Source organism: Mesorhizobium sp. WSM2240, assembly GCF_040438645.1.
Taxonomy (GTDB): Bacteria; Pseudomonadota; Alphaproteobacteria; order Rhizobiales; family Rhizobiaceae; genus Allomesorhizobium.
This window is the reverse complement of sequence record NZ_CP159253.1, coordinates 292,949-307,054: the sequence shown is the minus strand read 5'-3', so window position 1 is coordinate 307,054 and position 14,106 is coordinate 292,949. Positions and strand designations below refer to the sequence as shown.

General features: G+C 62.1%; 13 protein-coding genes and 2 pseudogenes. 5 read left to right on the top strand and 10 right to left on the bottom strand.

Annotated elements, in window-relative coordinates; all coding sequences use genetic code 11:
• Window positions 1–21: 21 nt before the first annotated feature.
• Together ABVK50_RS01500 and ABVK50_RS01495 are read left to right on the top strand one after the other, a co-directional pair.
• Complete coding sequence (locus ABVK50_RS01500; protein ID WP_353643123.1) at window positions 22–1,023, top strand: HAD family hydrolase; 1,002 nt, start codon at window positions 22–24, stop codon at window positions 1,021–1,023.
• A 62-nt stretch (window positions 1,024–1,085) separates the two neighbouring features.
• A complete protein-coding gene (locus ABVK50_RS01495) occupies window positions 1,086–1,748 on the top strand; it encodes a DUF202 domain-containing protein (protein ID WP_353643124.1) in 663 nt (220 codons plus the stop codon).
• Between the two features lie 439 nt (window positions 1,749–2,187).
• Here ABVK50_RS01495 and ABVK50_RS01490 read toward each other — a convergent pair.
• From ABVK50_RS01490 to ABVK50_RS01475, 4 genes and pseudogenes are all read right to left on the bottom strand, one after another.
• Window positions 2,188–2,454: pseudogene (locus ABVK50_RS01490) on the bottom strand (integrase); the annotation flags it as partial.
• The gene (locus ABVK50_RS01485; RefSeq protein WP_353646992.1) at window positions 2,453–3,205 is read right to left on the bottom strand and encodes a hypothetical protein; all 753 of its coding nucleotides are present in this window, start codon (window positions 3,203–3,205) and stop codon (window positions 2,453–2,455) included. The pseudogene ABVK50_RS01490 and the gene ABVK50_RS01485, both read right to left, overlap by 2 nt.
• 125 nt (window positions 3,206–3,330) lie before the next feature.
• Window positions 3,331–3,756, bottom strand: a complete 426-nt coding sequence (locus ABVK50_RS01480) for a hypothetical protein (protein ID WP_353643127.1) — start codon at window positions 3,754–3,756, stop codon at window positions 3,331–3,333.
• A gap of 158 nt (window positions 3,757–3,914) precedes the next feature.
• Window positions 3,915–4,451: a hypothetical protein gene (locus ABVK50_RS01475; protein ID WP_353643128.1), complete on the bottom strand. Its 537-nt coding sequence runs from the start codon at window positions 4,449–4,451 to the stop codon at window positions 3,915–3,917.
• 391 nt (window positions 4,452–4,842) lie between these two features.
• Between ABVK50_RS01475 and ABVK50_RS01470 the strand changes: the two genes are divergently transcribed.
• From ABVK50_RS01470 to ABVK50_RS01460, 3 genes and pseudogenes are all read left to right on the top strand, one after another.
• Window positions 4,843–5,694 carry a LysR substrate-binding domain-containing protein gene (locus ABVK50_RS01470; RefSeq protein WP_353643129.1) on the top strand — a complete coding sequence of 284 codons (852 nt, stop codon included), beginning with the start codon at window positions 4,843–4,845 and terminating at the stop codon, window positions 5,692–5,694.
• 87 nt (window positions 5,695–5,781) lie between these two features.
• A pseudogene (locus ABVK50_RS01465) lies at window positions 5,782–5,943 on the top strand (polysaccharide deacetylase); the annotation flags it as partial.
• A gap of 205 nt (window positions 5,944–6,148) precedes the next feature.
• On the top strand, window positions 6,149–7,783 hold the full coding sequence (locus ABVK50_RS01460) for an MFS transporter (protein WP_353643130.1): 1,635 nt from the start codon (window positions 6,149–6,151) through the stop codon (window positions 7,781–7,783).
• 63 nt (window positions 7,784–7,846) lie between these two features.
• Here ABVK50_RS01460 and ABVK50_RS01455 read toward each other — a convergent pair whose 3' ends face one another.
• The 6 genes from ABVK50_RS01455 to ABVK50_RS01430 all read right to left on the bottom strand — a co-directional run bounded on the left by ABVK50_RS01455 (window position 7,847) and on the right by ABVK50_RS01430 (window position 14,091).
• Entirely contained in the window at window positions 7,847–8,674 is an 828-nt protein-coding gene (locus ABVK50_RS01455; RefSeq protein WP_353643131.1) for a dipeptide ABC transporter ATP-binding protein, read from the bottom strand.
• Window positions 8,671–9,525: an ABC transporter ATP-binding protein gene (locus ABVK50_RS01450; protein WP_353643132.1), complete on the bottom strand. Its 855-nt coding sequence runs from the start codon at window positions 9,523–9,525 to the stop codon at window positions 8,671–8,673. Before ABVK50_RS01450 ends, ABVK50_RS01455 begins: the two co-directional genes overlap by 4 nt.
• Window positions 9,526–9,529: 4 nt before the next feature.
• Entirely contained in the window at window positions 9,530–10,438 is a 909-nt protein-coding gene (locus ABVK50_RS01445) for an ABC transporter permease subunit (RefSeq protein ID WP_353643133.1), read from the bottom strand.
• A gap of 13 nt (window positions 10,439–10,451) precedes the next feature.
• The gene (locus ABVK50_RS01440) at window positions 10,452–11,456 is read right to left on the bottom strand and encodes an ABC transporter permease subunit (protein ID WP_353643134.1); all 1,005 of its coding nucleotides are present in this window, start codon (window positions 11,454–11,456) and stop codon (window positions 10,452–10,454) included.
• A gap of 106 nt (window positions 11,457–11,562) precedes the next feature.
• Window positions 11,563–13,158: an ABC transporter substrate-binding protein gene (locus ABVK50_RS01435; RefSeq protein ID WP_353643135.1), complete on the bottom strand. Its 1,596-nt coding sequence runs from the start codon at window positions 13,156–13,158 to the stop codon at window positions 11,563–11,565.
• A gap of 270 nt (window positions 13,159–13,428) precedes the next feature.
• Window positions 13,429–14,091 carry a hypothetical protein gene (locus ABVK50_RS01430; protein WP_353643136.1) on the bottom strand — a complete coding sequence of 221 codons (663 nt, stop codon included), beginning with the start codon at window positions 14,089–14,091 and terminating at the stop codon, window positions 13,429–13,431.
• Between the last annotated feature and the right edge of the window lie 15 nt (window positions 14,092–14,106).

The following is a 14,106-nucleotide window of genomic DNA, read 5'->3' as shown; positions in this document are numbered from 1 at the left end:
CCGAGCGAGTGGTTGATCAAAATGAAGATTGTGGAATCACCTAGAGTTCTGGCGGCAGCCATATTCCTGCTGGCTTCCCTTTCCTGTCTGGCCTTCGCGCAGTCCGATCCGCTGCCTTCGTGGAAGGAAGGGCCGGTCAAATCGGCCATCACGGACTTTGTCGCCAAGGTCACGCAGGAAGGGGGCGCCGATTTCGTGGAGCCGAAGGAGCGTATCGCCGTCTTCGACAACGACGGCACACTGTGGTCCGAGCAACCAATGTATTTCCAACTCGCCTTCGCACTCGACCGCATCAAGGCCTTGGCGCCCGACCATCCCGAATGGAAGGACACCGAACCTTTCAAATCGGTGCTCGCCGGCGATCTCAAAGGCTTGGCGGTGTCCGGTGAGAAGGGGCTCCTGGAAATCATAGCGTCGACCCATGCAGGCATGACGACTGAGGAGTTCTCGAAGATCGTAGCCGACTGGCTGGCCAGCGCGCGCCACCCTCGCTTCGACCGGCCTTACAGTGAACTCGTATATCAGCCGCAGCTCGAATTGCTGGCTCATCTGCGCGCCAACGGCTTCAAGACCTTCATTGTATCGGGAGGCGGGGTGGAGTTCATGCGCGTCTTTGCAGAAGAGGTTTACGGAATTCCGCCAGAACAGGTGGTCGGCTCGTCCGGCGTGGTGAAGCTCGACGTAAGAGACGGGAAGCCTGTGCTCCTCAAGGAGGCCAAGGTTGAGTTTATCGATGACGGCCCCGGTAAGCCGCTAGGCATCAATCGTTTCATCGGGAGGCGTCCGATCCTGGCATTCGGCAATTCCGATGGCGACAAGCAGATGCTGGAGTGGACGGCGGCCGGGGATGGCGCTCGCTTCATGGGGGTCGTTCACCATACCGACGCCGATCGCGAATGGGCCTACGACCGCGAGTCCAAATTCGGGAAGCTCGACAAGGCGCTCGATGAAGGCAGGCAGAAGGGCTGGACCATTGTCGATATGAAGGACGACTGGCTGACGATCTACCCGGCTGAAAATTGAATGCGCTGGATAGGCACTGGGGCGTTGGAGAAGGCTCTTCGCGGGTTGAAAGGGAATACGCCATGAGCGATCCGAACGACAAGGCAGTCGCGAAGAAGAACGAGCTTGCGCGGCCAAAGCGGCTTCCGGAAACGCCGGTTCCGCCGATTCCCAAGATCGATGAAACGTCAGAGCTGGCGTCGACGCAATATTCTGCTTACCGAACCGGCCTGTCCAACCACAGGACGGGCCTGTCGGAACACAGAACCTCGCTGTCCGAGTACCGGACCGATCTATCGACGCACCGGACAGACCTCTCCACTGATCGCACCGACATGTCGATGCGTCGCACCGGCATGTCATTTCAGCGCACGAGAATGAGTGCGGAGCGCACGCTCATGTCGGTGATCCGCACCTCGCTGTCACTGATCGGTTTCGGGTTCACCATCTACCAGGTGTTCGAGAAATTGAGGGATGCGGGAACCATCACTCATGCCGGTGCGCCGTTGAATTTTGGCATCACGCTTGTGATCCTCGGCATCATCATGCTGACCGTCGGCATACTCTATCATCTGCAGTTCATGATGGGATTGCGCCACGAAAGAAACGCGATGCGCGCAGCCGGTCTGATCTATGGCGAAAGCCATTTCCCGCCATCCGTCACGCTGATTACAGCCGTGATCCTGCTCGTCATCGGGCTCTTTGTGATCGTCAGCATGGTCTTCCAGATCGGTCCGTTCGGATGAGCGGCCTCGACCTCGCACGACCAGGCCGAACGGGAGGCAAATTAGGCCGCCATGACGGCCGACCGCAGTGGCGGAGGATTTGCGCCGGCCGGGGACGCTCGCTGAGAATCGCTTCCGACGGAGCAATGAACGTTGCATGGATGATACATCCGTTCCGCCCTTTAATTGCCGCTGTTCGTATGCGGCTGACAAATTTAAACGATCCACCTCAAGTTGTGTTGGGGTGGACTATCATTGGTGATTTATGATCAACCATTTGATCGCGCCCTCAAGCATCCGCTCGAATTCAGTTGCAGATCGCGGCTTCGCTAGAAGCGCCGCGGTCGGTTATCCGTCCAAAAGGTACGAATCAGCGAACTCTCCCGCCGCCCTGGCGCAGTTCCCGAATCTTACAGTTTTCAAGCAGGGGCGGCGTCGACCGCTTCTTCGCAACCTGCTTCAGGGAAAGACACCCGCGCTGCATCGCCTGGACTTCGCAGTCCCGCATGCCGGTCAGATAGGCACAAAGGATATAGGCTGCCGATTGTAGCATTCTCTCTTCCTGGGCGAGGGCTTTGACGTCGAAGCGGTGGCGCCAGGGCTTGGTGGTCTCCGGCAGGATGGAAATTGGTGTATCCATTTCGCCCGCTTCCACGCCAAGTTCGCGCACCGCAGCCTTGATCTGGCGAAGCGCACCATTGGTCAGTTGAATGTGCATCTTCGGCTCAGCCGGGCCTCCGGCGGCAGATAAAGGGCATGCCCCTCCGCCTCGCGACGGCTTCGGCAATCACGCTCTCGGGGAAAGCAGGGAGAACCTGCCCGACGATGCGATCATGCGCGCGGCCGAACTTCATTGCCCAGTCTGCGGCGGAGAGACCCGCCCGTTGCTCTTTGATAAACCGCAGGAACGCGATGATCGCCGGCATCTTGCGCGCGGTGATGACTGCGTTACGGCATTCGAGGCAGCCCCAGAAGGGTTGCGGACAAGGCGCCCCGCCGTCCCCGAAGGGGCTGCGGTCAAAGCCTAAGCATGCCGCCAGCCAAACATCCTGTTCGCCGTCCAGAAGAACGTCAACATCGCTGTTCCCTTCGGAAGCGGCCTCGCTCAGGCGCCAGGAATCCTGGTCGTCAGGCGCTAATACGATCGGGCCGGCGGCCGCGGCGACCTCGGAAAACGCCTCTGCCACAGTAGCTTCGTGAAGCGGCCGCAGCGAGGGAATGTCGGCGTAGTGGCAAGCGGCGATCTCAGGTGTATGTCCGATCGCGAAGCGCGCCATATGGCCTTCGGTCTTCAGATACCAAAGCGCTTTGTGGGTCTTGCGCGGGCGCGAAAGAACAAGTCGATGAGGTTCACCATCGTCATCGACGATCCCATGGCCTGCGGTCCATCGATCAACAAGTTGATGCGGATGGCCAATACCCGCCCGGAGCTGCTTCCGGCCAGTATAGTAATAGAGCCAAAGGCAGTCGCTCGACACAGACTGCCTCGTGAAGGCAGTGACTTCGATCAGGTTACGGACGAGACCACCCGGAGTCCCGATCCCGCCATCGCGGACGCGCCTATGTTTGTGCTCGGCGCCACGAGCGCGACGCTTCACATAGGCTATCTCGATGGTGCCGGGTCCGGGTTCTGGAGACAGTCGATCGTTAGTGTCTTGCAACATTCGATCTCCAGGCCGGTCTCCAGGGAAAGGAAGGTCAGGAGGGGCGGAATGTCAAAGGCGCGCAGATGATAGTGGCCGTGGATATCGTCGGCCAAGGTTGAGACAGGCAGACCGCGGCGCAGCCTCATGAAATAGGGGCTCTTGAAGGCACGGTCCCCGCTGCTGAGCCTGCCGGCGGCATCAATCCGGGCGTTTGCTTCGTCGGTCACTCTGCGGAGATTGGCATCGCCGTCATCACCATCGAGCGGCTTCCCGATCCGTCTGAAAAATCTTGGCGATGTCAGCGCAAGCCGCGTCGCGAAGCTGCCTTGCAACAAACGGGCTGTAAGCGTCCCGTGGCTGCGGGCGGCCGACGGATCGTGCAATGGTATAGGTCAGGCGATGGCGGACGCCTTTGTCCAGAAGATCAGGCCGGTCGGCGTCGATCGAGCGCAGAGCGAGAATGGCTTTGGCGAGAACCGTGTGCCGGTGAATAGGCTTCATCCCGTCGGCTTCGAGAAAAGCTTCGTATCCCTCGATGTCCTCAGCGCGCAGATGGGCGGGCGAGGTAGACGTAGGTGGTGGTCAAGCTGGCGTGACCAAGGAGCCGTTGCACCTGCTGGAGAGGATCGCCAAGAATCTGCTGGTATCCCTCCATCGAACCTGCGGGCAACGCGGCATCGCGGAGGCGATGCTGGATGAGCATCGCCAGCATATGAAGGGCGAAGATGTGGCGGAGCTGGTGCGGGCTGATGCTGACATAGTATCCGAAGGATCTGCACCGGCTGGAGGCACGGGCGAAGATGACTTCCCAGGTGTTCGGCTGCACGGGCAAGCCAATCTCCGAGAGCCATAACACTGCCGGTTCGGCCGGAGTGCCGTTGCCGTCGCAGACAATGATTCGAATGCGTTCCTCCGGGCTAAGCAGGTCGAGCGCAATATCGCCACGGCCGACTCGTTGCAGCCGGGCACCGAAACGCGCTCGGTGAACGCAGATCGGTCGGTCGATCGATTGCCATCCCGAACGCCGCTGGAACTTCGCGACCGCATGGGCACGTTCGACGTCGATATAGGAACGCACCTGTTCGACCAGTCGAGCGGGAACAAGGATCTGGCGGCCGCGATCGCCCTTCGTTTGGGCACTCGGCAAATCCAGTCAGATCTGACGGCCCGTATGCCGACCGGTGAAACGACATCGAATGCGAAGAGAGATGAGGCCTCCTCCAAGCGAAGGCCCGTCGTTACCAGGAGGTCGGAAAACAACGCATTCCGAATCCCGTTGCGATTCCGCACCGGGGCGCGTGCCGCCGTCAGGCAGGAACCCTCTGAGACCAACATCCCGAAATCTCCGATAATCATCGAGCGTGACGAAGCTGACATCCGATCGCCGCGCGGCCGGTTCATAGGCATCGTTACGCGCCGCGACCTGTGCCCGCCGGCCGGCCTATCCCTGCCTCCAGACGGATCGATGCGTGAACGGCGCTTCCGTGACCAACCTTCCTGCACACCCCATCGATATAGACGGTCGAGACAGGCGACGGCACGATTCCAGGAAGCGGCGGACACCGCGCGCGCTCCAGCTGAAGGAGCCGGTGCGCCGGGCACTGCTGCAGATCGAAGAGGCCCTTGCGGCAAGCTCGGCCTTCGACCCAGGTTCGTCGACCCGCTCCTTCATGCTGATCGGGTCGGACTATTTCTCAACCTTGCTGATGCCGAAGCTAGCGGCGAGGGTCACGCTGATCGCGCCTTCGACCGTTCTCCAGATGATGGACTACCCATCGGCCGACGTTTTCGGCCTACTGAGCGACCGCAAGGCCGACATCGCGCTGGACCGGGCGTTGGAAACCCCGGAGTGGATCGCCAGCCAGAAGCTGTTCCGTTCCTGGCTTGTCTGCATCGCCCGCCGCGGGCATCCCGTGATGAGCGGAGGGGGCATCCGGCCCGGCGAGGCCCTTCCAGCCAAGGTTTTCTGCGCCACCCCGCAGGTGTTGCGCTCGGCCGACGGGAGCAGGACCGGGACCATCGATCCAGCGCTCCAAAGGCTCGGCCTGTCGCGCAAGGTCGTCATCACCGTTCCGCATTTCCAGGCCGTTGCGCTTGCCGTGGCGACCAGCGACCTGCTCGGCAGCATCCCGGTTCACTTTGCGCATCTGGTGGCCGACCGCCTCGAACTGGATATTTTCATGCCGCCGATGGAGTCGCCGGCAATGGACGTCACAATGTACTGGCACCGCCGATTGGACCGCGACGCCGGCAACGTCTGGCTGCGCGAGCAGCTCGCAGCGGTCGCGTCGTTCGAACCGAAGGCTCACGCGATCGCGTGACCAAGGATAGCATATGGCTGCTCGGTCGCAGTTCCGCCGCAACACGCGCGCATTGGCCGGCGGTATCCCCTCGCGGATCGAATTCGGATGCGGCTTGCTCTTTCGTTCGCTACCTTTCTGCTCGCCGCGACGGCGGCATCCGCGGATTCGGGCAAGCTGGTTGAGCCCACCCTGCGCCTGCCGCATCCAGCGGCATCGGGTGTCGTTCGGGTCGCGTTGACGCTGGACGCCTGCGGTGGCCGAACGGATACGGGCATCCGGCGCCGGAACGATGTTCACCTGGGTCGAAGTCAGCCATCTGGTATCTTTCAGCCCAGCCTTGCCCCTCCACGCTGTCCTTTCGCGAACCCTCGACACTCTCGACGTCAGCACGCAGGGTCGCGGCGACAAGCATTTTGGTGTAGTCGTGCTGCGGCTTGAAAACACTCGCTGCACCGTATTGAGAAATGATTCCGTGACTGAACGCATCTCGCCATTGGCCCCGTTCCGGCACGATATCTTCCGCTACGTTTGGGTCGCAAGCCTGGCTTCGAATTTCGGATCGCTGATCCAGGGTGTCGGAGCGGCCTGGATGATGACCGCCATCTCGGACTCGGCCAACATGGTGGCGCTGGTGCAGGCGTCGACGGCGCTGCCGATCATGCTTCTGTCCCTGCCGTCGGGAGCGATCGCCGACAATTTCGACCGGCGAAGGGTGATGCTGGTCGCGCAGTCATTCATGCTCGTCACATCCGTCGCGCTCACCGTCGCCGCCTATATGGGACTGCTGACGCCCTGGATACTGCTCACCTTCACGTTCCTCATCGGCTGCGGAACGGCGCTCAACAATCCGTCGTGGCAGGCGTCGGTAGGCGATATGGTGCCGCGCACCGACCTGCCGGCGGCCGTCGCGTTGAACAGCATGGGCTTCAACCTGACGCGCAGCGTCGGCCCGGCGATCGGCGGCGCCATCGTGGCGGCGGCCGGAGCGGCCGCGGCGTTCGCCGTCAACGCCGTCAGCTATCTGGCGCTGCTGTTCGTGCTTGGCCGCTGGAAGCCGGCGATCGCTCCGGATGCGCTGCCGCGCGAGGCGATAGGGCCGGCAATGGCTGCCGGACTGCGCTACATCGCCATGTCGCCCAACATCGAGAAAGTGCTGCTGCGCGGCTTCGTCTTCGGCTTCACCGCGATCTCGGTTCTCGCCCTGCTGCCGCTGGTCGCGCGCGATCTGGTCAATGGCGGCCCCCTGCTCTACGGCATTCTGCTCGGCGCGTTCGGCGTCGGTGCAGTTGCCGGCGCGCTGGTCAGTTCGCGATTGAGGCAGGTGCTTTCGACGGAATGGTGCGTCCGCGTCGCATTCATCGGCTTTGCCGTCTGCGCCGCCACCGTGGGGCTCAGCACGCACCCCTGGCTCACCGCGGCGGCGCTGATGATCGGCGGTGCAAACTGGGTGATAGCGCTGTCGCTCTTCAATGTCACTGTGCAATTGTCGACGCCGCGCTGGGTGGTGGGGCGCGCGCTGTCCCTTTATCAGACGGCCACCTTTGGCGGCATGGCGCTGGGCAGCTGGATCTGGGGCCTGGCGGCCGACGAATACGGGCCGGACAACGCGCTGCTTGCTTCAGCCGTGCTGATGGTCGCCGGCGCGGCGCTCGGGCTCTGGCGGTTCACCCTGCCCGACCAGACGTCCCTCAACCTCGACCCGCTCAACCGCTTCAAGGAGCCGCCGCTTGCGCTCGACCTGCAACCGCGCTCAGGACCGATCGTGATCATGATCGAATATATCATCAAGGATGAGGACACGGCCGAATTCCTCGAAGTGATGACGGAGCGCAGGCGGATTCGCCGGCGCGACGGCGCGCGGCAATGGACACTGGCGCGCGATCTGGAGAACCCGGAAAGCTGGATGGAGACCTATCACACGCCGACCTGGCTCGAATATGTGCGCCACAACCGCCGCATGACCCATGCGGATGCCATCGTCACCGACCGCATCAGGCGGCTGCACAGCGGGACCGAGCCGCCTCGCGTGCATCGGATGATCGAGCGCCCGACGATCCGGTCGGCGGTCTTGCCGCAACCGAAGAACATGATCGACCTGCATCACTAGTCTAGTCAGGCAGCAGCCGCATCGGACCAACCGCCATTTGCAGGCCGGCATCACCTGAAATCGTCAGGCCGCCTTTTTCGCCAGCCTCGCCTTGATGCTCGCCACGTCGGCGCGCGGGGTCGCGGCAAACAGCGTCTTTGTGTAGTCGTGCTGCGCGTTTGAAAACACCTCGTCGCGGCTGCCATATTCGACCGCCTCGCCGTAATACATCACCATCACCTCGTCGGCGATGTACTTCACCACCGAGAGATCGTGGCTGATGAACACATAGGTCAGCTTGAACTCGTCCTGCAGGTCGGCGAGCAGATTGAGCACCTGCGCCTGCACCGAGAGGTCGAGCGCAGAGACCGGCTCGTCGAGCACCAAAAGGCTCGGGTTGAGCATCAGCGCGCGGGCGATGGCGATGCGCTGACGCTGGCCGCCCGAGAACATATGAGGATAGCGGTTGAAGTGCTTTGCCTCCAGCCCGACCTTCAACAGCATCTTCATCGCGAGGTCGCGCCGCTCGGCGGCGGATTTGTTGGTGTTGATCAGAAGCGGTTCGCCGAGCACGTCGCCGATCTTCTGGCGTGGGTTGAGCGAGCCGTAGGGGTTCTGGAAAATGATCTGCACCTTCCGGCGCATTTCCGGCGTCAAGCCTTCCTTGGCGATGTCGACCTTCTTGCCTTCGATGAAGAGTTCGCCAGCCGTCGCCGCGTCGATCAGCGTGATGATGCGCGCGAGCGTGGACTTGCCGCAGCCGCTCTCGCCGACGATCGCCAGCGTCTTGCCCTTCTCCACGGAGAAGCTGACACCCTTGACGGCGCGAAGCGTGCGCGACTTGCCGAAGATCCCGCCGCCACCATGGTAGTCGCGAACGATGTTTCTGGCTTCCAGGACTTTCTCGGTCATTGGGCGGCTCCCTCGGCGGGCGCTTCTTCAGCGACATAGTCGGCGATGGTCGGCAACCTGTCGCCGGTAGCGTTTTCCGGCAGCGCCGAAAGCAGCGCCTTGGTGTAGTTGCTCTTCGGCCTCTCGAAGAGCGACAGCACGTCGGCCTCCTCCATCTTGCGGCCCTTGTACTGCACGATGACGCGGTCGGCCGTCTCGGCCACAACGCCCATATTGTGGGTGATCATGATCAGGCCCATGCCGTGCTCGGCCTGCAGCCGCATCAGAAGGTCGAGGATCTGCTTCTGGATGGTCACGTCGAGCGCGGTGGTCGGCTCGTCGGCGATCAACAGCTTCGGATTGCATGCAATCGCGATCGCGATCATCACGCGCTGGCACTGGCCGCCCGACATCTGATGCGGGAAGGAGGACAGCCGCTGCTCCGGGTCGGGAATGCCGACCTGCTTGAGCAGTTCTATGGCGCGGGCGCGGCGTCGGGTGCGGTCCATGCCCATATGGACGCGCAGCACCTCCTCGATCTGGAAGCCCACGGTGAAGCAGGGGTTGAGGCTCGCCATCGGCTCCTGGAAGATCATCGCCATGTCCTTGCCGACCATCTTTCTGCGGTCGGCGTCGCTGAGCTTCAGGAGATCGGTGCCGGCGAACACCATGCGGTCGGCCGTTACCTTCGCCGTCCAGGGCAGCAGGCCCATGACGGCGAGCATGGAGACCGATTTTCCGGACCCGCTCTCGCCGACGATCGCCAGAACCTCGCGCTGCTCGACCGAGAGCGACACGCCGTCGACGGCGCGGAACGGCCCGCTGGCAGTGGTGAATTCGACGACGAGATTTTCTATTTCGAGCAGTGCCATCGCCTCACGACCTCTTCAGTTTCGGATCGAGCGCGTCGCGCAGGCCGTCGCCCATCAGGTTGATCGCCAGCACGGTGATCAGGATCGCGAGGCCTGGGAAGGTGACGACCCACCATGCGCGCAGGATGAACTCGCGCGCTTCGGCAAGCATCGTGCCCCATTCCGGCGTCGGGGGCTGGGCGCCCATGCCGAGGAAGCCGAGGGCGGCCGCATCGAGGATGGCGTTCGAAAACGACAGCGTCGCCTGCACGATCAGCGGAGCCATGCAGTTGGGCAGGATGGTCCTGAACATCAGCCGCAGCGGCCCGGCGCCGGCGACCCTTGCTGCGGTGACGTATTCTCGGCCCTTTTCCGCCATCACGGCGGCGCGCGTCAGGCGCACGAAATGCGGCTGCAGCACCAGCGCGATCGCGATCATGGCGTTGGTCAGGCCGGGCCCCAGCACTGCCACGAGCACCAGCGCCAGCAGCAGCGACGGGAACGCCAGGATGATGTCCATGATGCGCATGATTACGGTGTCGATCCAGCCGCCGAAATAGCCGGCGATGACGCCGATGACGATGCCCCCGATCAGCGCTATGGTGGTGACGAAGACGCCGATGAACAGCGAATAGCGCGCGCCGAACAGCAGGCGCGAAAGCATGTCGCGGCCGACCGCGTCGGTGCCCAGCGGAAAGGCGGCGCGGCCGCCGTCCTGCCAGAATGGCGGTAACAGCGTCGCGTCGCGATACTGCGCATAGGGCACGTGCGGCGCGATCAGCGGCGCCAGGATGGCGATGACGACCAAGGCTACGAATACCCACAGCCCGATCACGGCGCCGCGGTTTTCGGAGAAATAATACCAGAACTCCGCGAGCCGGGCGCGGCGGGATGGGTCGAGCGAGATGTTCTCGATGGCCGTTGTATCTGCCATGGTCCGCTCCTCCTCAGTGCCGGATGCGCGGGTTGATCAGGCCGTAGAGCAGATCAACGATGAGATTGACGATCATGATGATGCCCGCGATCATCAGAAGGCCGGCCTGGATGACCGGATAGTCGCGCCGGAACACCGAGTCGACCATCCATTTGCCGATACCCGGCCAGGAGAAGATGGTTTCCGTCAGGATCGCGCCGGCAAGCAGCACCCCGACCTGCAGGCCAATCGTAGTGATGACCGGGATCATTGCGTTGCGAAGCGCATGCACGCCAATAACGCGGAACGGGGGCAGCCCCTTGGCGCGGGCCGTGCGTACGTAATCCTCGCCGAGAACTTCGAGCATCGCCGAACGGGTCTGGCGGGCAATGACAGCGAGCGGGATGGTAGCGAGAACGATGGTCGGCAGGATGAGATGGCTAACCGCCGACTTGAATGCGCCAGCCTGTCCGGAGAGCAGCGAGTCGATCAGCATGAAGCCGGTGACCGACGGAAAGAAATACAGCAGCGAAATGCGGCCGGACACCGGCGTCCACTGCAATATACCGGAAAACAAAATGATCAGCAGCAGACCCCACCAGAAGATAGGCATGGAATAGCCGACGAGCGCTGTGCCCATGATGCCTTGGTCGAATAGCGTCCCGCGCTTGAGCGCAGCGAATATGCCGGCCGGGATACCTAGCACGACGGCCACGACGATGGCGCAGATGGAGAGTTCCAGCGTCGCCGGAAAGAGTGTCAGAAACTGGTCGAGCACCGGCTGCTTGGTGACGATCGAGGTGCCCATATCGCCGGTCAGCACGCCCCACAAATAATCGAAATACTGGATGACGATAGGCCGGTCATATCCGAGCTCGTGCGTGATCTGCGCGTGGCGCTCGGGCGACATGACCCGCTCGCCCGAGAGCAGCGCCACCGGATCGCCGGGCAGCAACCTGATAAAGGAAAATGCGATGATAGAGACCCCGATGAATGTCGGGATCAGGACGGCAAGCCGCCCCAGAAGGAACCGGAGCATATCAGACCTTCGGTGGGTTTTTCGAGACCACGGGCAACGATAGCACAAATGTGCTTGGGGGCGCTTGCATTACAAGCGCCCCCAATTCCAGGTCTTCTAGTTGGTGTTACTCGGCGAGGTCAACGCCTTCGAAGGCGAAGTCGCCCAGCGGGCTCTGAACGAAACCCTGGACTTCCTTGCGCATCGGCACGACAGCCAGAGAGTGATCCAGCGTCGCCCACGGAGCTTCGCGCTTGAAGACGACCTGCGCCTCTTCGTAGAGCTTGGTGCGCTCAGCCTGATCCGTCGTGGTCTTGGCCTGGACGACGAGCTTGTTGAACTCCTCGTTGCACCACTGCGCACGGTTGTTGCCGCCGACAGCGTCGCAGCCGAGCAGCGTGTGCAGGAAGTTGTCCGGGTCGCCATTGTCGCCGGTCCAGCCGAGAATCACCGCGCCGTCGCGGTCCTTGGCCTTGGAACGCTCGAGATATTCGGCCCATTCATAGGACACGATCTCGACTTTGACACCGATCTTGTCGAAATCCGACTGGATGAGTTCTGCGGCGCGGCGTGCATTCAGCATGTAGGGACGGGCGACTGGCATCGCCCAGACCTTCATCGACAGACCCGTGACGCCGGAATCCTCGAGCATTTTTTTGGCGGCTTCCGGATCGTACGGATCGTCCTGGATGGCCTCGTTGTACGACCACATCGTCGGCGGGATCGGGTTCTTGGCCGGCGTGGCCGCGCCCTGGAACACAGCATCGACGATCGCCTGCTTGTTGATCGCCATGTTCAGCGCCTTGCGCACCTCAACCTTGTCGAACGGAGCCTGGGTGGTGTTGTAGGCGAGATAGGCGACGTTCAGGCCTTCCTGCTCCATCACCGTCAGCGCCGGGTCGGCCTTCATGGCTTCAACGTCGGCCGCGTTCGGATAAGGCATCAGGTGGCATTCGCCGGCCTTCAGCTTCTGGTAGCGAACCGCTGCGTCGGTGGTGATGGCGAAGACCAGGTCGTCGATCTTCTGCTTGCCGCCCCAATAGTCCGGATGGGCCTTGTAGCGGATCGCCGCATCCTGCTGGTAGGCGACGAAGGCGAACGGGCCGGTGCCGAGCGGCATCTGGTTCAGCTGGTTCATCTTGCCTTCGGCTTCCAGCTTGTCGGCGTATTCCTTTGACATGATGGAGGCGAAGGGCATCGCCACATTGGCGAGGAACGGCGCTTCCTTCTGCTTCAGCGTGAACTTCACCGTCAGATCATCGACCTTCTCGATCGAGGCGATCAGGTCGGGGAAGCCCATGCCGTTGAAATATTCCCAGGCGGTGCCGGCGACATATTTGTTCCACGGATGGTCGTCCTTGAGCTGGCGCTCATAGGAGAACACCACGTCGTCGGCATTCAGGTCGCGGGTCGGCGTGAAGAATTCGGTGGTCTGAAACTTGACGCCCGGACGCAACTTGAAAGTGTATTGCAGGCCGTCGTCGGAAATCTCCCAGCTTTCCGCCAGGCCGGCAACGGCTTCGGTCGTGCCGGGCTTGAATTCGAGCAGGCGATTATAGACAGTGTGCGCTGCGGCGTCGAACGTCGTGCCGGCCGTGTAGAGCCCGGGATCGAAGCCTTCCGGCGATCCTTCCGAGCAGAAGACGAACGTCTTCGCGCTTGCCGCGCCGCTAAGCACGGTCGCAGCCATAAGCGCGGCCGCGAAAATCAGTTTTCTTTTCATGATTACTCCCCTGAGATTGTTCCAAGCCCTTTTCAGGCGGGCTCGTGAGGGCGCATATAAGCACCGTTTACCGGGCTTTGGAACTCCCCGTTTGCATTCCGCTTGGTAACGAGAATTTTTTGCCTCCGGATAGTGAATTTCCGGATTTTCTTTCTGGATAGTCCTTTGCGGGGCCGGTGGAGACGCCAAGGCTTTGCGCAAGCGCCTATTTTACTCGGGAGCCGGCGATACTTTGGCCGCGGCTGTTCAGACGCCGCTCCACAAGAAAAATCACTCCGAAGCTGACGCAGAGGCAAGGCTTGCGCACCGCCGCTTTGTCACAATACATAGTCGTCGCGATCGTTTTTGGCTCGATTTCGCAGCATTTTTTGCGGGCGGGCGAAAACAGCCGCGAGGGGGCGGCTGCAGGCGATAATAATCCGGCAACGGAAACACGAGGGAGGCACAATTGGCCAAGACAACGAACAAGACGGCAGCGCCCAAAGCAAAGCCGGAAGCGGCTTCATCCAACCCGGCAAAGCCAACAAAGGCCGGCACCACAAAGCCAGCCAAGGCGGCTCCTGCCAAGCGGGCAAAAGCTGCTGCCAAGCCGGCTGCGTCCGGAGCGAAAAGCGCAGCCGCAAAACCGACGGCGGCAAAGAGCTCGAAACCCGCCGCATCCAAGCCGGCAACGAAGTCGACCGCCAAGGCTGTGGCCAAGCCCGCGGCAAAGTCTGCAACAGCCAAGGCGGCAAAATCCGCGCCCGCAAAATCAGCCGCAACGCCCGGGGCACCCAAGCAGCCGGCTGCCAAGACTTCCGCGTCCAAGCCGGATGGCAAAACCTCCGCGAGGCCGGCAGCGGCCAAGTCAACGTCGGCCAAGCCGGCTGCCGCCGCGAAACCCACGGCAAAACCTTCATCCGCCAAAGCGTCTGCTGCCAAACCGTCCGCCAAGGCCAAATCCAAGCC